Raw genomic sequence first — 18,288 nt, forward strand, 5'->3', positions numbered from 1 at the left:
TCACCAATACCCCTATTATAAAGGGAGAAACTTCAGAATATTCTTCTTTTATTCTACTATTCCCGTTTGAATCATTTCAATATCCAAATCCACCTCGATTGGAATATGAGGATAGGCCTCCTCCCAATGTTTTTGATTGAAATTTCTTGTTTTACTTTTAGCGATATCACCGAGTGCAATCGGATCTATGTTGCTTTCCTGAAACATGGTTACCATCTCATGTAATTTTTCACCAATGGCATGTTCTGCTTTGGCCTCTATTTGATTCAGGTCGACTGATTTACCCAAGTCATAACCTTGGACCTCAAGCAGACTCGCTTTTAATTTCACTTCAATCCTGACTTCGGGGTCTTGATTTGCATTCCTGATATCATAATGGACACGTGATTCCACGTTATTGATATCTGAAAAGTCATTTTCCTTCCATTTGATTTCATAACTCCCCAGCTTAAAATTTTCACTAAGGACTTTGAATAAAAATCCGTCCTGATAAGGGATATATTTACCGATATACTTGTCCCTTTTAAACAGGGCGATACCCTTTACCCGTATATGGTCTCCTGCAGTTTCCAATAGGGGCATGACCGGATCGATTCCTTTACCATGACACGCATATAAATACCTGTGCAAATCTACATCAGGCAAATTAGTCCTGATATTCTGTTCGATCAGCTCTTTCACTTGGACTCCTGGAGTTTTAATCAACTTCGGCTCCATTTTAACTACATCCTCCGCTTTGCCATGAACGATCGCTAAATATAAATCCCTTCCCACCATTGGGTCACGCCTATATGTATCAATATAATCATTCAAGCCCTTACCTGCCAATTCTTCACCATACAGAATGACTGTCAGTCTCCCGCCGACAATCGGGAATGGTGTTTTTGCATTTTCTTGCTGGCGGCCAGTCTTTATATTATGGGAGGTCGCTTCATATACTTCTCTACTTAGTTTTGCTTCTTCCCCAGGCTGAGGAACGCTGACAACGACCGTTCCTTTCACTTTTTTGTCTCCGGCATCATCATAACCTACGACTTCAGCTATTAAAATATCTTCTAATATTTGCTTCTCCACCCCGCACGCTGTCATCATGAAACAACCTAATGTAATCAAGAGAAGTTTGATTTTCATGGATTAAGACTCCTAACTTTATAGACAATCGACTGCCATATGAATAAGAGAGGAAGGTACAAATAAACGATATAAAAACCTATTTGCGAACTGATTGTGTTAAACCTATCGATTCTATAGCGGTTATCCAAAAAACAGCAAGAAACTAAAATGATAAGCAGGATGTAAACTAACACCTTTTTCTGTCTAAATCCAAACACTCTTTTTACTGTTCTGCTCGCTGCCCAAACCCCTAGGCAAACATTCGGCAGCACCATGAACAGCCAAACGGAAATCCCTATATATTCAAACCTTTCAACGAATGGAAGGTCCACAATTTTCCATAAAGTCAATGTAGCCCAAATTACATCTTTCAGCTGATCTTGATGATAGTAAGCTAACGAGACAATAATGAAGACTAAATATATCGACATAGTAAACAACACACCTAAGTGGGCCCACTTTTGAGAGTGTTCACGCTTTTTAATGAATGGGTAATAGATCAGGAGTAATTCAAAACCAAGGTAATTCAGGGTCATTCTCTTACAGGCCTTCATGATTTCCAAAAAGGAATGATCAAGTAAAGGGCTCAAATTCTCAAAGTGGGCGTGCTTTAATGGGAAATAGTTCAAAAGTAATAACGGCGATCCAATTATTAGTCCGATTATACAAAAACCAGTAACGGCCCTAAACCCTCCCACCACAAAACTATACACGAGAATTAGAATGATGGTTAATAGCATCAGGACATTAACACCAGGGAACATCCAAACCTGAATGACTTCCAAATAAGTCCTTATAAGAATGATGGAGATCATTATAAAGTAGAGGATGAAAAAAATGTTGAAAGCATTTCCTACCCATTGACCAAACAAATCTTTATGGATGGCAACCAAATCCAGTGTTTGGGGGCCCCTGCCTAAAAGCTTGAAACACATCCAAAGCAGAACATTTACGATTAACCCTGAAATGAGGACCGATATCCAAGCATCTTGACCAGCCTCTTTCGCTATGATCCGTTCAAACCCCAATACCCCTACTCCGATCTGCATGCCTGGCAAGAGGAAAAAAACAAAAAATGGAGATATTAGTTTAGTTTCCTTTGGTTTGACTTCCATACATTTTCACCGCTTTCTACGCCTTATTCATCAATATCACTTTGGGAGTTATTAGTTTCCTCCTTCCTCCTTATCCTTAGTGGCTTTTCCGTCCGCAGAAATCGTGGGCGTTTAGTCTGCTTTGAAAAAGGGAGGCGAATTAGACTATCTTTAAAGTCATAAATCCTTAACGGGTAAAGAGGGTCTAAATATGGACTGCCAAGCGAAGTCAATTTCAATAAATGACTTAAAATGAATGCACTGCATAAAGCTAATCCGAACAGTCCGTATAACTGCGCTGCAATTAGAAAAGGGAAGCGGATAAGGCGAATCGTATTACTGATTTGGTAAATCGGCACTGTAAATGAAGCCAAAGCAGCCAAAGCGACAAGCATCAATAGGACATTACTGACAAATCCCGCTTCCACAGCGGCTGTACCGATGACAATACCGCCAACAATGCCGATGGTAGAGCCCACCTTAGCAGGCAGCCTAACCGCTGCTTCCCTCAGCAATTCAATCGTTCCTTCCAGCACGATCGCTTCCAAAATCGGCGGAAAAGGGATCACTCCCCTTGATGAAATTAAGATTGGCAACAAATCAGTTGGGATCACCAGATAATGATAGGTTAAAACGGCAACATACAGAGGTGAAGATAAAACGGAAAACAGGACTGCGAAAAGACGAATCAAACGGAATGAAGTACCAAGATTCCAAATTTGAAAATAATCCTCAAATGAAGAAAAGAACGAAATGATGGTGTTGGGACCAACTAATGCATGAGGCGATCCATCTAGCATAATCCCTATTTTCCCTTCTGATAATACACTGGCCAGATGGTCAGGCCGCTCCGTATCAATCAGTTGGGGAAACATCGAATTCCGATTATCCATAATCATCTGGTTTACAAACGAAATATCCACGATCGTATCATACTCTATATCATCTATTCTCTGCATGACTGTATTGATGATCTGTTGATTTACAATCCCATCTATGTAGAGCACCACTAACCTGGTTTGCGAGATGCTCCCAACCCGAAATTCCTTGGACTGCAATTCAGGAATGGGTAACCGATTACGAATTAGATTCAAATTCGTATCAAGCGATTCAACAAAAGCCTCCTTAGACCCAGCGACTGTATACTCCGACTCGGGTATGGAAGTTTGCCTTTTCACACTGTGAGCACAAGGAATCAGCAAACACATTTCATCATCTTTCTTGTATTGAATCAAGATCGATCCTGCCAAAACCAACCTTTGAATGACGTTAATATCAGTCGTCACTTTCATATCTTCCATCGGAATATCGCTTTTTAATTGCTTAAGATCCTTCTTTGTTTGATTAGAGATGACAGCCAGTACTTCTTCATGGAGCTGTTGTTCACTAACCAGTGAATTGAAATAGGAGATGGTATAGCCATCTTCATTCGGGAATTGGAAAGTAAGAAAATCATTAGATGCTTCAAACTTTTTAAAAAGTTCTTGAAAATCCTTGGAAGTAACCTGAAAGGCTGCTGCATCCGTTTTCTTCCTTCCCTTAAAAAACCTCACTAATTCCACCTCCCATTATCTGTCTTGAGTTCTTTAGTTTACCCAATTATTGTAACCACCCTCTTTAAAGTTAGTCATGATTCACCGATATCCCAACTCGCTGCTGATTACCTTTAGTTTTTTCCTGAAATAGGAAAAGACCTATCCGGATCCCATGCCTAAAAAAGCATGATATCAAACGGATAAGCCTTTGCGTCTTAATTCATTTAACTCTTTGCCAATTACTTTTGGCTTGGAAAAACGCGTGTTACAAGTTTACGGAACTCATCAACGAATCCTGCAACGGGTTTTCCATTCTGAATGTCATTCGCATACTTATGCATGCTTTGAACAAAGTCAGGGTTTGTCGAAACATAAACGTTGTCTACCGATGGATCTGCTCCTCTTGCTGCATCTGCAATCCTGTCTTTAAGGTCATTCGAGATATCTTTATCCCCGCCGTCATTTAATACTGCCCCAACATATGCATTATTATCAGTCACGATGACCCTGGCGTCCTTTACTTCCTTCAAGGCTTCAACACGATTTGAGATATCATCGGAGACCCTCATATCGTTTGCATCATTATCATTAACATTATTTATATTTCGCTTTGTATCGCTTACATTCGTCGGATGTTTTAAATTATCCTGATTCGTACGATTCAGGCCAAGATTTTCATTGGCACCTTGTTTATTATTAGTAGAACAACCTGTAATCACTAAAGCCATCATCACACTTGATACTATCGCCTTATAATTCATATTCTCCACTCCTTTCAAACGTTTAACATTACTATTTACGAGGAGTGGATAGATTATTCATAAGAAGTGACTTTCAATCCGGTAGTACCTTCACCCAAAAAACACCAAACGCACCTCGTACCGTTCATGATGCCTACCAGAACTGATCCCAGGAGCCCCTATTCCAGTCCCAATGGCATACTGGGTTCCCTAGGCAATGATTTTTATCGCCGATGATAAAAAAACTAATAACCATGCCAGCAATCATTATATTTTAAACTCATCGCCTATTATTAAATATTCACGCAATCACCAATTGAATCAAAGCCATCTCTTTTTCCTCTCCCAATACAGAAAAAGCCCGAAAGGTCATAATCATAACCTCTCGGGCTTTTTCCCCTCCGTATAAGCAGATCCCTGCGCGTTTCTCCTGAACCATTCAGGTAAAATTTCAACCAAAATCTTTTATTCCCATACGATATCATGTGCATTCCAAATTCGGTCAAACGCCTATGCATCACTTTTGTTTCTAAGCTTCCATTTGTCACCTTTTATTGAAAACCAAATATTTTTGAATGGTTCCGGTGTTTTTTTAGCGGCATCAACCGTATATTGTACAGCCTCTTTTTTATATTGAACATCTTCTGTGATTTCTTGCTGAGTCATGGCGAGTTGATCCGTCTCTGATTTAATCTGATCCGTTTTTGCCTGAATGCGTGAAACAGTTTCAGTCACACTTTCAATTGTCGGTTTCGAATCCTTAAATGTTTTGAAAGCAAAAAAAGCGAAATAGATGATCGATCCGATAAAGAGGGCAAGACTAATATATACAATAACCACCTATGATTCCTCCTTTTATTTTACCTTTACTATACCCGTAATCCTTGAGCAGAAAACGAATCCCCATGTATTTTCTTTTATGCCTGGTCATATTATTGAAAGAAAAAGGAGGAATGAAAATGAATCATATGCCTCTACTTAAAGCCTGTTTTAAAGCTGGAATACACTTCATAAGACATATAACCATACAACAGGCTGCCGTTACAGCAGGAATCATTTTTTTGATCATTCATCCAGAAGTTTTTAGCCCCCTTTGGCTTACATTGGCAACCTCCGTCTTGGTTTTGCTCCTGCTTTGAAGATTGTTGAAAACTCTTTAGTGATCTTCCTCACACCAGTTCCACTTAAGGACCGCTCGAGGCAGGATAACTGAGGGGTATAAAAGATATTTCCCTCTTGATGACATAGGCGAATGAAGTAAATAGGCTATATAGAAGTACATACAGAACAAGTAGGAAACGCGATGTGTAAAGTATACTCCATGAACATGAAAATTTAATCAATCGATTGATTAAACCATTGACTTGCCTTGCCCCCTTATGACAGAAGAACTTCACCACATTTCCCATTTTACCGATAAGCAGAAAATAAATGGAAAATTACGAAATTTGTGTATAATTAGTCTATATTCATAACCTTCAAGGAGGAATCATATTCATGGATACTCTCATTCAACAGTTTAGGAATTTGCCCACCACGGCCATTTCAGATGCAATGGAAGGATTGAACAATCTGGAATCAGCGATTAAACCCTTAAAAGAAGAGTTTCATTTTGCCGGACGTGCTTTAACCGTACAGATGCCCGTCGGTGATAATTCAGCCGTCTTGAAAGTAATCGGCGAAGCAAGACCTGGAGATATAATAGTCGTTGACAGCAAAGGTGATACATACCGTGCAATAGCAGGTGACTTTGTTGTCGGCATGATGCAGACCATGGAAATTGGCGGTCTCGTAGTCGATGGAGTCATTCGTGATCTTGAAGCAATTAAAAAAATGAATTTCCCTGTTTTCAGTAAAGGGACAACGGTTGCCTCAAGTGGTAAGGCTGGTGCAGGGCAAACCAATATCCCCATTTCCTGTGGAGGTGTCACAGTGTTTCCAGGTGACATCATCATAGGGGACATAGATGGAGTCGTTGTCGTGCCACAATCCATGGGTGAAGAAATCCTGATCAAAGCAAAGGATAAAATCATGAAAGATAAACTGCGTTCAGAAAAACACGCGGGAAAGCCTGAAGAAATAAGAAAGTATATTGCCATGATGACCAATAAAGCATGATCTAACGCATATAAAAAAACAGGCAGGAAGCAATGGCTTCCTGCCTGTTTTTCAGCTTATTTATCGGAATCGGGTTCCTTTGAACCTTCTTCATTATATGTGTAATCATAATCAGCAGGGTTAATTGGCTTAAAACCCTTTGGAGTATAGAAACGGAGTAAGTCACCGTTTACCACTTGGTCGGATAAATTGAGCATCTTTTCAACTCTCTTTTTATAATTGAGGATGTCATCATTTTCCTTGACCATTTCTCCTGTTTTCGTATCGAAGTATTTTCCTTTAATGGAAGTAACATCTGGTGTTACAAAATCACCATTCCTGAAAGGTACAACTTCACTATGATCTTTAGACAATAAGTCAGAACCGAATTGTACATAATCTTTAGATTCAATTCCTAACAAATGCAATAAAGTCGGGAGAAGGTCAATCTGTCCTCCGTATTGGTGCATTTCCCCGCCTTTAACACCTGGAACATGAATCAATAATGGTACACGTTGCAATTGGGCGTTCTCAAATGCGCCAACATCCTTGCCAAGCACTTTTGACATAGCTTCCGTATGGTTTTCCGAAATACCATAGTGATCACCGTACATAACGATTACTGAGTTATCATACAGACCGGATTTCTTCAGATAAACGAAAAACTCCCTAAGCGCTTCGTCTGCATAGCGTGCAGTTTGGAAGTAATCATCAACGGAAGCATCACCTGTCGTTTGCTTACCGATTGTTGCCTTGTCCTGGTCCATGGCATATGGGAAATGATTAGATACCGTTATGAATTTTGTATAGAAAGGCTGTTTAAGCGTTTCTAACATTGGAATCGATTCTTTAAAGAAAGGTTTATCCATCAAACCATAACTTAGCACTTCTTCTTTATTCTCCATATTATAATGGCTTGCATCGAAAAATTGATTGAACCCAAGAGCCTTATACATCTGGTCTCGGTTCCAGAAAGATTTGTAATTACCATGGAAAACAGCAGATGTGTATCCTTTTTCTCCTAAAATCGCAGGTGCCGCTTGATACGTATTTTGGGCTCGGTTTGTGAATGCTGCCCCCTGTGGTAAACCGAACAGGGAATTTTCAAGCATGAATTCAGCATCTGCCGTTTTACCTTGGCCTACTTGATGGAAGAAGTTATCAAAGTACATGAAATCTGACTTCTCATGTGCAAGTGAGTTTAGAAATGGAGTTACTTCTTCCCCGTTCAACTTATAATCAATCATGAAATTCTGCATGGATTCCAAATGCAGGTATATGACATTTTTACCTTTTGCTGCACCAAAATACTTAGGGTTCGGTTCAGCGCTTGTTGCCTTCGTATAATTGACCACTTCCGCGATATCCGTGCTATTTGCAGTTGCACGCTGAGCGTACGTTTTAGTATTCTGAACGGCATCATATACCGTATAGTTGAACATACCCAAATATTTGACAATATAATTCCGGTCGAATGTTCTTGACAATAATTGCGGACGATCCTTTTCAGCAAGTCCTAAATTAATAGCAAAAATTGCAAGCCCTGCAAGATAAATCATTCCAACCGTACGGCGTTTGACTTTGAAGTTTTCCACTTTAAAGTCTTTGAATCTATACAACACAATCAAAAGTACCGTATCAAGGAAATAAAATACATCATGGGATTTAAATAATGCTAATGTACTCGGTCCCAAGTCACCTGCATTTTGCACTTGTGTCAAAGTTGACATAGTGATGAAATCTGTAAATGAACGGTAGTAAACAATATTGAAGAATAACCATAAGGACATCAATAAGTTCAATCCGATGATCCATTTAAACGATTTTTTGCCTTTCGCCAATAGTGCCAAGCCAAAGAATAAAATGGCTGAACTAATCGGGTTTATGAACAGTAGGAACTGTTGCAGGCCATTTTCAAGCCCTAAGTTAAATTCAACTCGGTATCCAATATACGTTTTTATCCAAAACAAGACTACCGCAATAAAGAAAAAGCCTAGTATGTTATCTGCAAATAAATGCCGGCTTTTTTTAAGAAAATTATTCATGCTCTCACCTCTATTAATCTAGTGGTTTATTTATATAAATTTTTACATACTTACAAAAGACGGAAAATCGGAAACCTTATGATAGCATTCTTTCAATCAGATAGTCAAGACTGTGCAAACCACCTTTTGTCACATCAATAACCCTTATGATCCAGAACACTTCTTTAGCTTATGAACAACTTTTGAAAAAGTAACAGAGTTTCGACCGTCTTGATTTTCTATAACAAATATATAGGAATTCCATGTCTTAATCCAATAAATATCACCGTAACTTTTTTGGGTTACTGTGGATCACCGTCACTATTTAATTTAACTTCCTTCAGGCTTTTATCATTATAAACGACTCTTTATAAAAACACCAGCACATTACAAAATATGTAAAGATGTAAAATCTTCAATTATTGAATGCTATTAGATATTTAGAGGATTTCTTTCCCGATAATTCGACATCTGAAATTTGATTGCCGATTACATTGATGCATCGCTCCCCCGCACTTTCTATTTATCTGTAAGAACCAAAAGCCTGCTTAAGTTCACCCGTTCATTTACTGCATCCTCTCAAGTTAAAATCCCATAAAATAACAAAAGGTTTTGTGGCCTGTTTCGTAAACTCATTTCGCGTTATATCGACATCATTCCCGTCTTGACTTCAGTTGATCTACTTTTATTGAATTAATTTCTCCTGATAGTAAATGACACCAAATTTGCCTATATTACTTGAAGTAATTAGTATGATGGGGATTCAAATATTCTTAGTTTTCATGAATGTTCATGTTTTAGTTTTTAAGATTATTTACCAAAGTTCACTTAAATTACAATTTAAAACCAGACCGGAACCAGAAACTGCATCAAGCATCAATGCAGTTGACATTATAATAGGAAGAAACTATTTTTTTTTACGTTGTTATTTGTTTGGCTGAGGAGTTATTTTCTTTCGGTAGCCGCCCATATAAGCCCTAACAGCTACAACAGGGTCTAATATGAACCTTGTCCTATTTATTTTCCCTTTATTGGGTGTGAAGACCTTACAAGCTGTTGTAACCGGCATTATTGGTTTCCTTTAAGTGATTTCTTTTCTTCCCTTTGTTATTATATATACTTTCATTCAGCTTTATTATAAAAAATAAAAAAAATCCTGTCCTCAATCGAGGGCAGGATTTGCTTTTAAACTATATTTAATTACTTAAGCCCTTTAGAAACTTCTTTAACCATTTCATCAACAGATTCTAAACCGCCGCCAGATAAGTACCAGTAGTTAGGATCAAGATAAATGATGTTTCCTTCTTTAAAAGCCTTTGTATTTTTTACAATGTCATTTTCAACAGTTTCTTTTGCTGCAGCTCCATCACCGGCAACCGCATCTCTATCTACAACGAATAGATAGTCTGGATTCTTTTCAGCAATGTATTCGAAAGAAATACTTTGACCATGTGTAGATACCTCCAATTTATCATCTACAGCAGGTACTCCGAATACATCATGGATAATTCCAAATCTCGAATTCGGTCCGTAAGCACTTACTTTTCCACCGCTAGCAAGAACGATTAAACCAGTTTTATCCTTCGGAGCTTTTTCTTTCAAAGCATTAATGTTTTCTTCAACACGTGCTAATTCTTTAGCTGCTTCGTCTTTTTTATCGAAGATTTTACCCAAAAGTGTTACATTTTCTTTAAAGGATTCCATATAATTTGCAGTATCTACACCTACATAAACAGTAGGGGCAATTTTACTTAATTCTTTATATGCTTCAGTTTGACGGCCAGAAATCAGGATTAAGTCAGGAGCCATCTCGTTGATTTTTTCGAAGTCAGGTTCTTTTAAACCGCCGGCATTTTCAGTTGTACCTTCATATTTAGAAAGGTATTTTGGAAGGCCATCATGAGGAACAGCTGCTACTTTCACACCCAATTTATCAAGAGTATCAAGAGCACCCATATCGAATACAACAACTTTTTTAGGGTTTGTTTTTACTTTCGTTTCGCCTAGTTGGTGCTTAACCGTAAATTCTTCGCTTTTAGCACTTCCTTTTTTCGTACCTGATTCTTCTTTTTCCTTAACTGATCCGCAAGCTACAGCCATTACAGCCAGCATTGCAACTAAAAGCAGTAAAGATAATTTCTTAATCATTATGGTCACCTCGAAAAGTTTTTTTTATTTAAAATTACAGATTGAATCCTCACCTTCACAGAATTCACCTGCATCGCTTTCCCTGGATATAAACAGGAGGCGGCTAAAAACCTTGGTCGCCCGCCAACTTTTAACAGCCTAATGAGCGTATGAAGTGAATCTGAGACGGCTACGAATACTGAAGTAATTTAAAACCAAATGGCATTTTCTTACGTGAAGTACACACAGATCTTATTGTCATTGATATTTTGGATTTCAATATCCATATCATAGATTTCCTTTAATACTTCGGAGTTGATCACTTGTTCGGTAGGTCCATTATGAACAACCTTGCCATCCTTCAATGCGACAATATAGTCGGAATAACAGGATGCAAAATTAATGTCATGAATGACGATTATGACCGTTTTCCCTAATTCATCGGCCAATCTCCTCAATACCTTCATGATTTGGACGGAATGCTTCATATCAAGATTGTTCAGAGGCTCATCAAGAAGTACATACTCCGTATTCTGAGCAATAACCATGGCAATGAATGCCCGCTGCTGTTGCCCGCCGCTAAGCTGGTCAAGAAATTTATCCTGCATTTCGCCAAGTTCCATATATTCAATCGCTTCATCGACATACTTCCAATCCTCTTTAGTCAGTTTACCTTGTGAATAAGGAAAACGGCCAAAGGCGACGAGTTCACGAATCGTTAAACGTATATTGATGTGGTTAGCCTGCTTTAAGATGGCAATCTTTTTAGCAAGTTCATTGCTATTGAATTTCCCCATATCCTTCCCCTCGATCAGGACTTCTCCTGAATCCCGGGTAATGAGCCGGCTGATCATTGAAAGGACTGTACTTTTCCCCGCTCCATTAGGACCGATGAAAGATGTGATTTTCCCTTTCGTTATTTCAATGGAAACATCCTCTACAACCGTTTTACTATTATATTTTTTGAATAAATTTTTCACTTCTACCATGATTTATTCTCCTTTAATAGAAGATAGATGAAATAGACACCGCCGACAAAGTTGATAATGACACTCAAGGTGGTAGAGAACGTAAAGATCCTCTCTACAATGAATTGGCCGCCGACCAAGGCAATCACACTGATCAGCATTGCACCCGGGATGATATGTTTATGCTGATAGGACTTAATGAATTGATAAGCCACATTTGCAACAAGTAATCCGAGGAACGTGATTGGACCGATCAGGGCAGTTGAAATGGAAATTAAAATCGTGACGACGATTAAAACCCGTTTCGTGACAAAATCGTAATCCACACCCAAGTTTATGGCTTGGTCCCTCCCTAGTGACATGACATCTAAATACTTCAAAAATCTCATAAAATATATCATTACCGCTATCATGAGGATAATCGCTAATGTTAACAGGTCAGTGTTGACATTATTGAAACTGGCAAACATTTTATTTTGTATCATTTGAAATTCATTCGGGTCAATCAATACCTGCATAAATGAAGACATGCTGCCGAATAAGGTCCCGAATATGATACCGATCAGCAATAGAAAGTAAATATTTCGGTTTTTCTTGAACATGAACTTGAACAGCAGGCTGGAAAAAATAAGCATGGCCGTAAGTGTAACCAGGAAATTGAGATTTTTATTCATGATCATGATATGCGTTGAACCGAAGAGGAAAATCACTCCAGTTTGGATCAGCATATACATAGAGTCCAGTCCCAAAATGCTTGGTGTCAGGATTTTATTATTCGTAACCGTTTGGAAAATCACTGTTGAAAAGGCTATCGCACAACCTACCACGATGATGGCAATGATTTTTATGACCCTTCTCGGCAGTGCGTAATCCCAATTCGGGCCAAGGTCCCAAAATATGTAACCTGCCGTTAAAGCTGCTGCCAGAACAGCTAATATAATGATCTTACTTTTATTATTCATATGCCTTTCTCCTCATTATCAGATAGATAAATACGGCGCTTCCTATCACACCAACCACGAGTCCAATCGGAATTTCAAATGGATATATGATGATCCTGCCCAGAATATCGCAGATCAATAGGAATACTGCCCCTAGCAACGCTGTATGAGAAAGACTCTTTTTCAAATTATCACCAAGGTAAAGGGATACAATATTTGGTACGATCAATCCTATGAAAGGAATCGTTCCCACCGTTAACAGGACAACAGTGGAGGATAATGCCACGATGATCAGCCCAAAATTGACTATAAGTTTATAATTTAGCCCTAGATTAATAGCAAACTCCTCACCCATCCCTGCCACAGTGAATTTATTGGCAAAGAAGTATGCGAGAATGACTAAAGGGATACTTACATATATTAGTTCGTACCTTCCCGACATGATCATCGAGAAATCACCATTCATCCATGTGTTGAGGCTTTGAATCAAATCATACTTATAAGCAAAGAATGTCGAGATGGAACCGACGATATTACCAAACATCAAACCAACCAATGGAATGAAAATCGTATCCTTATATTTCACTTGATCAAGAATTTTCATGAACAAGAATGTACCTGCCAAAGCGAATATGAAAGCGAATGCCATTTTCTCAATAAGTGCTGCCGATGGAAAAATGATAATGGCAAGAAGAAGTCCAAGCCTTGCAGAATCCATGGTACCGGCAGTCGTAGGGGATACAAATTTATTGCGGCTCAATTGCTGCATGATCAGACCGCTTATACTCATCACCACGCCGGCAATGATTATGGTCATCATTCTGGGGAAACGGCTTTGCAGCATGATTTGCACTTTATCATCACTTAGATCCAATAAATCCAGGGGGGTAATATCTTTTACACCAATGAATAATGAGGTAAATGATAAAACGATTAACGACATGACTAAATATCTTATCTTCATCTACATTTCCTACTCTTCCTATCTCAGTAAATACAGCGATAATATTTTTAATTAAAAATATATGAATAAAGACTATTGTACAATCCCCTATTGAAATGGGGTTCATGAGACAATAGTTACAGGGTTCTCACATTCATGATAATGAGATTCATTATCATTATCATTCATTATTTATTCTACCATTTCTTTGACATGTGTCAACAAATACAAGGGAATTACTTTGATAAACTCCGGATAATGGAAGAACCACTCATGCATTTCGCTACAGGAAGTGATAAAATCATAATAACAAATATTTACTCTTCTAATGAAAGAAGCGATGTGATGAAAAACTTCCTATCTAAAGTGTTCACAAAAAAAGGGAAAATCCAGATTGAATTTTGCCAAAATAATCTTGACCGCTTCCTTGATGAACAAACGGTTGCTGATTATGGTAAATTCTTAGCGAATCCAAGGATTCAATATAAGGAATATGAATGTTTAAGTGAGTGTAAACTTTGTAAGCAAACCCCATATGCGAAAGTAAACGGCCAGATAATGAACGCCAAGGATTCACGGAATCTTTTAAATCAGTTATATGATGAATTGAAATGATACGGGCCAAGCAAAATTGCTTGAACCGTATTTTATTATGGAAATTTCAACTATCTACCTCTAAGTATACAGAATCCAGGGGATGAATAACTATGAAAAGTAATTACTAACTTTTTTTCTGCCACCATTCCCCTTAGAAAGATAAGCCCTTGGGAAGGTTGTTATGCATCAGAGTCATTCCCTTATGTAATCGAAAAACATCCACACTCTTTTTTTGACAGAGAGAGTTTTACTGGGCTGCAAGCCATGGAATGCCTTTATTGATCTAGTAGATACTTCCTGTTTTTCTCTAGTTCCTACGGTTATACTGTATATAAAGCTGAATATATGATAATTTATGGAAAAAGATATATAGGAGGACGTCCGTGAAAAAAATCATTCCTACCATCGTTTCATTCGTAACCCTAGGTCTTGTCACTGGATTGCCTAGCCAGAACCCCATCGCAATGACAGAAGAATTCACCCCTTATTATGGAAATGGTCCAAGCTATATTCAACCTGATAACCTCTCCTACCTTTTCCCTGAACCTAATGTTTCTTTCAAGACCCCTGCCTTTATACAAGGCAAGATCGCTTTTACGAGCCAAGAAGAAATGATTGGTCATATCAAGTCCCTCTCCCATAAAAACAAGAACATCCAAGTCAAGACGATAGGTAAATCAATAGAAGGACGCGACATCCCAATGCTTCTTTTCAGCAAGGATTCAAAAAAACTCAATAAGGATTCCCGTAAACCATTGATTTGGATACAAGGTCAGATCCATGGCAATGAACCCGCTTCAGGTGAATCAACATTAGTCATTGCACAATGGCTTGCCGAAGGAAAACTTGGTGACGTCCTCGATAAAGTGAACATTGCCATCGTTCCACGCGTAAATCCAGATGGCTCCTATTACTTCAAACGATTTACCGCAAATGACATGGATGCGAATAGGGACTATTTAAAAGTGGAGTATCCTGAAGTACAGACTATTCATCAAACCATCAATGATTATGGGCCTGAAGTCATTCTTGATGTACATGAATATACAGTGAACCCCGCTCCCCTTAAAAAGCTAGGCGCAAATGGATCCATCGCTTCCTATGATCTGCTCATTTCATCAGCAAAGAATTTAAATATTCCGGAACAGCTTCGAAAAGCATCCGATGAACTGCTTTTACCTAATGTTTTCAAAGCATTGGAAAAAGAAAAGCTTTCCTATCATGATTACTATACACTCGATACTTCTGATACTGGAATTCTTACCGCTACTGAAGGAAGCACAGAAGCCCGCATCGGTCGCAACGCTCTCGGATTGAAAAATACAATGACCTATTTAATTGAAACAAGGGGTATCAATATCGGCCGTACTGACTTCAAACGTCGTGTTTATGCACAAGCTTCAGCTCAGGCTGCCTTCATTAAAACGACGGCTGATCAGGCCAATGAAGTAAAAAAGGTGGTCAAGCAGGCGGAAAATGAAGTGGTGAAAAAAGGGAGAAAAGTAAATGATAATGACAAAATTGTCATCACCAGCCAAAATAAATTAATGAAAAATCAAAGGTTAACAGTGGTCGATATAGCGAAAGCCAAAAAGGTCGATACCACCATCGATTGGCTGGATTCTACCGCTGCCTACCCTACGCTGGTTAGAGATCGTCCGACAGCCTATATCCTTCAATCCGAATATAAAGATATTGCCAAGAAACTTCAGCTATTGGGAGTAGAAGTCAAAAAATTAAAAAGACCTATGAAAGTAGCTGTTGAAAACTATAGGGTCAAGGATCTAAAAGTTTCCGCTGAACTGGAAAGCGGACATTCCACAAGGGAAGTCACGACCACCGTTACTTCAAAAACTCGGGTTTTCCCAAAAGGAAGCTATGTATTTAACATGGACCAACCTGACGCTAACTTCATTTCCCTGGCCCTCGAACCAGAAGGCATAGACAGCTACGTGACATTCAATTTCATTCCCGCTGTTAAGGGCGGAGAATTACCTATTTACCGCTACATGAAACAATCAGCATTACCAGTTAAATAATGCATTTCGATTACTTTCTAAAACGCTTTAGCAGCTTTCGTTGCTGAAGCGTTTTATTTTTGAACTCCTATTTAATTCACTTTTAAGCCTATTGGCGGACTTTATTTTTTGAATGTGTTGAGAGTTTTTGAATATATATATAAACGGACGATGTGTTTAAGAGGGGGAACGACTTTGAACCAGCATGTGCAATTGGAAATGAACCGCCTTATTCATCGCTTAAAACAAGACCAATCAGCAGATGGATCTTGGAATTATCCCTTTGACACTGGGATAACAGCTGATACCTATATGATTATTTTACTTAAAGTTTTAGAAATAGAAGATGCCTCTTTAATAGAGGCATTAGTAAAAAGGATTGAAAGCAGACAAACGGAAAACGGCTCTTGGAGACTTTTCCATGATGAAAAAGACGGTAATCTTTCAGTCACTATTGAAGCTTATTATGGTCTCCTTTATAGTGGACTGCGAAAAAAACAAGATCCTCATATGAGGAAAGCCAAACAATTCATTCTTTCCAAGGGTGGAATTAAACAGGCCAAAATGTTAACTAAAATGATGCTCACCATCACTGGACAATATAAATGGCCACTCCTATTCCCGATCCCGCTCGAAGCTATATTACTGCCGCCAACCTTCTTCTTCAGCATTTATGACCTATCCATATATGGCCGTGTCACCATGGTCCCTTTGCTTTTACTAGGACATAAAAGGTTCCAGATCATGTCCCCAAACACACCTAGTTTAAAAGATTTATATCAAACAAGGGAGGAACGGTCTGAAGAGCATGTGTGGAAGGAATATCGAACCGACGAATACCGCTCCTTCTTTTCCAAACTTCAAACAGGTGTCAAAACTTTAATTGGTTATCCAGATTATCTTCATTCCTTGGCCCTAGAAACCACAAAACGATTTATGCTCGACCGGCTAGAACCCGACGGAACGTTGTATAATTATTTTGGGCCTACCTTTTTCATGATTTTTGCCCTACTTTCAACCGGCTACTCGAAAAAAGATCCTGTAATCCTAAAAGCTGTTTCCGGTTTGAAGGGAATGTCCTGTTCCGTTGATGGTCACACACATATCCAACTTACAACAGCACATGTTTGGAATACATCCTTAATCAGTTATGCCCTGCAAGAAGCCGGACTGCCATCAAAAGATGAAACTGTAAAGTCCGCCAATCAGTATTTACTGTCACGCCAGCATTATATGTATGGAGATTGGTTAATTCATAATCCTGAAGCGGTCCCAGGTGGCTGGGGTTTCTCTGATTTGAATACAATGAATCCAGATGTAGATGATACGACGGCATCATTACGGGCGCTTGCAGGTCAAATGCAAACAAGACCTGATAATCTGGACAGCTGGCAGCGTGGTGTCGCCTTCACAATTTCCATGCAAAATGACGATGGAGGATTTCCCGCATTTGAACGAGAAAGCGATCCTAAATGGGTACATCTCATTCCTTTCGAAGGATCAAATTACCTCTTGACTGACCCGTCGACAGCTGATTTAACAGGCAGGACGCTTGAATTTCTAGGGAACTATACAAATTTGAAGAAACCTGGGAAAGTCAGCAAAAAGGCCGTAGATTGGCTCTTGAAAGATCAGGAGCAGGATGGCTCCTGGTACGGACGCTGGGGAATATGTTACCTATATGGCACATGGTCGGCACTGACTGGCATGAAGGCCGTAGGGCATTCCTCTGAACATCCTGCCATCAAAAAGGCCATCTCCTGGTTAAAGAAAATCCAAAATAAAGATGGTGGCTGGGGTGAATCTTGTTATAGTGACATCAAGCAGCATTATATGCCTCTCGGGACCAGCACCCTGACACATACGGCTTGGGCTGTGGATGCGTTGATTGCAACATCTGACAAACCCACACCTGAAATTGAAAAGGGCATCACCTATCTCACCCGCGGAGCTCAAAAAGAAGACTGGACCAATGACTATCCTGCAGGCCAGCTCATGGCAAGCGTTTTGTATACCCATTATCACAGCTATCGCTATATTTACCCGCTACTTGCCTTAAGTCACTACAGAAACAAATTCATGGATGCTTAA

Annotated in this window: 15 protein-coding genes; 5 read left to right on the plus strand and 10 right to left on the minus strand. The window is 39.0% G+C overall.

What is annotated here, in order from left to right; translation table 11 throughout:
* Positions 1-48: 48 nt before the first annotated feature.
* The 5 genes from ACFX4L_RS00585 to ACFX4L_RS00605 all read right to left on the minus strand — a co-directional run bounded on the left by ACFX4L_RS00585 (position 49) and on the right by ACFX4L_RS00605 (position 5,322).
* Positions 49-1,131, minus strand: coding sequence for a Ger(x)C family spore germination protein (locus ACFX4L_RS00585; protein WP_377403523.1), 1,083 nt, complete (start codon positions 1,129-1,131; stop codon positions 49-51).
* Positions 1,128-2,228, minus strand: coding sequence for a GerAB/ArcD/ProY family transporter (locus tag ACFX4L_RS00590; RefSeq protein WP_377380736.1), 1,101 nt, complete (start codon positions 2,226-2,228; stop codon positions 1,128-1,130). The genes ACFX4L_RS00585 and ACFX4L_RS00590 overlap by 4 nt, the downstream gene beginning before the upstream one ends.
* Before the next feature lie 23 nt (positions 2,229-2,251).
* Positions 2,252-3,760, minus strand: a complete 1,509-nt coding sequence (locus ACFX4L_RS00595) for a spore germination protein (RefSeq protein WP_377403526.1) — start codon at positions 3,758-3,760, stop codon at positions 2,252-2,254.
* 221 nt (positions 3,761-3,981) lie between these two features.
* Positions 3,982-4,503 (minus strand): YhcN/YlaJ family sporulation lipoprotein, encoded by a 522-nt coding sequence (locus ACFX4L_RS00600; protein WP_377403529.1) that lies wholly within the window; start codon positions 4,501-4,503, stop codon positions 3,982-3,984.
* Positions 4,504-4,992: 489 nt separating this feature from the next.
* The gene (locus ACFX4L_RS00605) at positions 4,993-5,322 is read right to left on the minus strand and encodes a DUF948 domain-containing protein (RefSeq protein ID WP_125162601.1); all 330 of its coding nucleotides are present in this window, start codon (positions 5,320-5,322) and stop codon (positions 4,993-4,995) included.
* Between the two features lie 119 nt (positions 5,323-5,441).
* Here ACFX4L_RS00605 and ACFX4L_RS00610 point away from each other — a divergent pair, with 119 nt between their 5' ends.
* Both ACFX4L_RS00610 and ACFX4L_RS00615 read left to right on the plus strand, forming a co-directional pair.
* Positions 5,442-5,621, plus strand: a complete 180-nt coding sequence (locus tag ACFX4L_RS00610) for a hypothetical protein (protein ID WP_284469301.1) — start codon at positions 5,442-5,444, stop codon at positions 5,619-5,621.
* Between the two features lie 358 nt (positions 5,622-5,979).
* Complete coding sequence (locus ACFX4L_RS00615; protein WP_377380746.1) at positions 5,980-6,600, plus strand: RraA family protein; 621 nt, start codon at positions 5,980-5,982, stop codon at positions 6,598-6,600.
* A gap of 56 nt (positions 6,601-6,656) precedes the next feature.
* On the opposite strand, the gene ltaS is transcribed toward ACFX4L_RS00615, so the two are convergent.
* The 5 genes from ltaS to ACFX4L_RS00640 all read right to left on the minus strand — a co-directional run bounded on the left by ltaS (position 6,657) and on the right by ACFX4L_RS00640 (position 13,603).
* Positions 6,657-8,624, minus strand: coding sequence for a lipoteichoic acid synthase (ltaS, locus tag ACFX4L_RS00620; protein WP_377380749.1), 1,968 nt, complete (start codon positions 8,622-8,624; stop codon positions 6,657-6,659).
* A gap of 1,179 nt (positions 8,625-9,803) precedes the next feature.
* Positions 9,804-10,748, minus strand: coding sequence for a siderophore ABC transporter substrate-binding protein (locus ACFX4L_RS00625; RefSeq protein WP_377403682.1), 945 nt, complete (start codon positions 10,746-10,748; stop codon positions 9,804-9,806).
* Between the two features lie 212 nt (positions 10,749-10,960).
* Positions 10,961-11,719 (minus strand): iron ABC transporter ATP-binding protein, encoded by a 759-nt coding sequence (locus ACFX4L_RS00630; RefSeq protein ID WP_061465516.1) that lies wholly within the window; start codon positions 11,717-11,719, stop codon positions 10,961-10,963.
* Entirely contained in the window at positions 11,713-12,660 is a 948-nt protein-coding gene (locus tag ACFX4L_RS00635; RefSeq protein WP_284469297.1) for an iron chelate uptake ABC transporter family permease subunit, read from the minus strand. Before ACFX4L_RS00635 ends, ACFX4L_RS00630 begins: the two co-directional genes overlap by 7 nt.
* Positions 12,653-13,603, minus strand: coding sequence for an ABC transporter permease (locus ACFX4L_RS00640; protein WP_061465518.1), 951 nt, complete (start codon positions 13,601-13,603; stop codon positions 12,653-12,655). Before ACFX4L_RS00640 ends, ACFX4L_RS00635 begins: the two co-directional genes overlap by 8 nt.
* A 135-nt stretch (positions 13,604-13,738) precedes the next feature.
* Between ACFX4L_RS00640 and ACFX4L_RS00645 the strand changes: the two genes are divergently transcribed.
* The 3 genes from ACFX4L_RS00645 to shc all read left to right on the plus strand — a co-directional run bounded on the left by ACFX4L_RS00645 (position 13,739) and on the right by shc (position 18,288).
* Positions 13,739-14,197 carry a DUF1450 domain-containing protein gene (locus tag ACFX4L_RS00645; RefSeq protein ID WP_377403532.1) on the plus strand — a complete coding sequence of 153 codons (459 nt, stop codon included), beginning with the start codon at positions 13,739-13,741 and terminating at the stop codon, positions 14,195-14,197.
* 365 nt (positions 14,198-14,562) lie between these two features.
* Complete coding sequence (locus ACFX4L_RS00650) at positions 14,563-16,218, plus strand: M14 family metallopeptidase (protein ID WP_377403535.1); 1,656 nt, start codon at positions 14,563-14,565, stop codon at positions 16,216-16,218.
* Between the two features lie 174 nt (positions 16,219-16,392).
* Positions 16,393-18,288, plus strand: a complete 1,896-nt coding sequence (gene shc / locus ACFX4L_RS00655; protein WP_377403538.1) for a squalene--hopene cyclase — start codon at positions 16,393-16,395, stop codon at positions 18,286-18,288.

It is taken from the genome of Peribacillus sp. YIM B13482, from assembly GCF_042787975.1.
Lineage (GTDB): Bacteria > Bacillota > Bacilli > Bacillales > DSM-1321 > Peribacillus > Peribacillus simplex_A.